The organism is Bilophila sp. 4_1_30 (assembly GCF_000224655.1).
GTDB classification, from domain to species: domain Bacteria; phylum Desulfobacterota; class Desulfovibrionia; order Desulfovibrionales; family Desulfovibrionaceae; genus Bilophila; species Bilophila wadsworthia.
This window is the reverse complement of the sequence record NZ_JH114257.1, coordinates 1-1,245: the sequence shown is the minus strand read 5'-3', so window position 1 is coordinate 1,245 and position 1,245 is coordinate 1. Positions and strand designations below refer to the sequence as shown.

Genomic DNA, 1,245 nt, shown 5'->3' with positions numbered 1-1,245 from the left:
TAACTTGTCTAGCCACCGTGTCCACGGAGGAACACGCCCGCTTCATTAGGGGGGTATGGCTATCTTTTCCCATCAAGTAACCTGATGGGTAAATTGCAAAAAACATACACAGGAAAAGCTCTCATCGCATATGGCCTGTCAATAACGTTTTGGCGATAGTGCCTAGGCGAAGGAGGCCCATCCTTGAGAGGTATGTATGCAACCGTCTGGCGAGAGAATGCAACACTCACGACCGGGGAGGCCCTGCACGAGCTTCAGGGCGTCGGAGGGAGGGAGGATGGACAGCGCGGTCGCGAGGGTGTCCGCCTCCATCGCCGTGCCTGCGACGACCGAGACGCTTCCCACGGCGGGGCTGAAGCCGGAGGCCGGGTTGATCAGATGGTGATGCCTGCGCGAGGCATCATAATAGATTTCGTAACTGCCGGACGTCGCAATAGCCTTGCCGGAAAGCGAAAGCTCGCCCGCATAGGTCGGCCCCGTGGGTGACTGCACCGCAACCCGCCACGGCACACCCGGCGACTTGTGCCCCGAGGCCATGATGTCCCCGCCCGCATTTACGAGATGGTTCTTCACCCCGGCGGACGTCAGGACAGCGGAAACCCGGTCCGCAATGTACCCCTTGGCGATGCCGTCCAGCGTGATGCCCATACCCGAACGCGCAAAGGACAGATCCGTTCCCGAAACCTGAAGTCCCCGGCGGCCCACCAGGGAGCGGGCCGCCCGAAGCTCCGAATCGTCCAGCGTCAGCTCGCCGGAGGGATTGCGGTGTGCCCGGAAGAGATCGATCACCGGCTGCACCGTCACATCGAAACTCCCACCCGTCAGTGCGCCGTAAAACAGCGACCGGTTCACTACCCGTACCAATTCGGCGGGCGCGGCCCGCAGACGGCCCGCACGGTTCAGCTCGCTCACCGGCGTGCCGCCGTCGTGCCGGCTGAACACCCGCTCCAGACGCGACGCCTCCGCAAAGGCCAGAGCCAGCGCGTCCGACGCCTGCATAGAGGAAACGCCCGCCACCGAAACGTCCACGAACGTCCCGAGCATCACTTTCGTCTCGCGGGACACGGCGGCCTGCGCAAGTCCCGGAACCCCTAGCCACAACCCGGCTCCGGCAACGCCCGCCATGCCGAGGAATACCCGTCTCGTCATCATGATACACTCTCCTTTGCTGCGGGAGCGGGGGACGCTTCCGGGGCCGCCGGGGCGGACTGAACCGGAGCGGGCGCGGACTTCGCGTCCAGCGGC

Annotated in this window: 1 protein-coding gene; it reads right to left on the bottom strand. The window is 64.2% G+C overall.

Annotated elements, in window-relative coordinates; translation table 11 throughout:
- Positions 1 to 162: 162 nt before the first annotated feature.
- Entirely contained in the window at positions 163 to 1,152 is a 990-nt protein-coding gene (locus HMPREF0178_RS19975; RefSeq protein WP_009369350.1) for an FAD:protein FMN transferase, read from the bottom strand.
- Positions 1,153 to 1,245 lie beyond the last annotated feature (93 nt).

Bases quoted from the DNA above. Each gene is read 5' to 3' on its own strand.
- HMPREF0178_RS19975 (WP_009369350.1), bottom strand. From the start codon at position 1,152: ATGATGACGAGACGGGTATTCCTCGGCATGGCGGGCGTTGCCGGAGCC.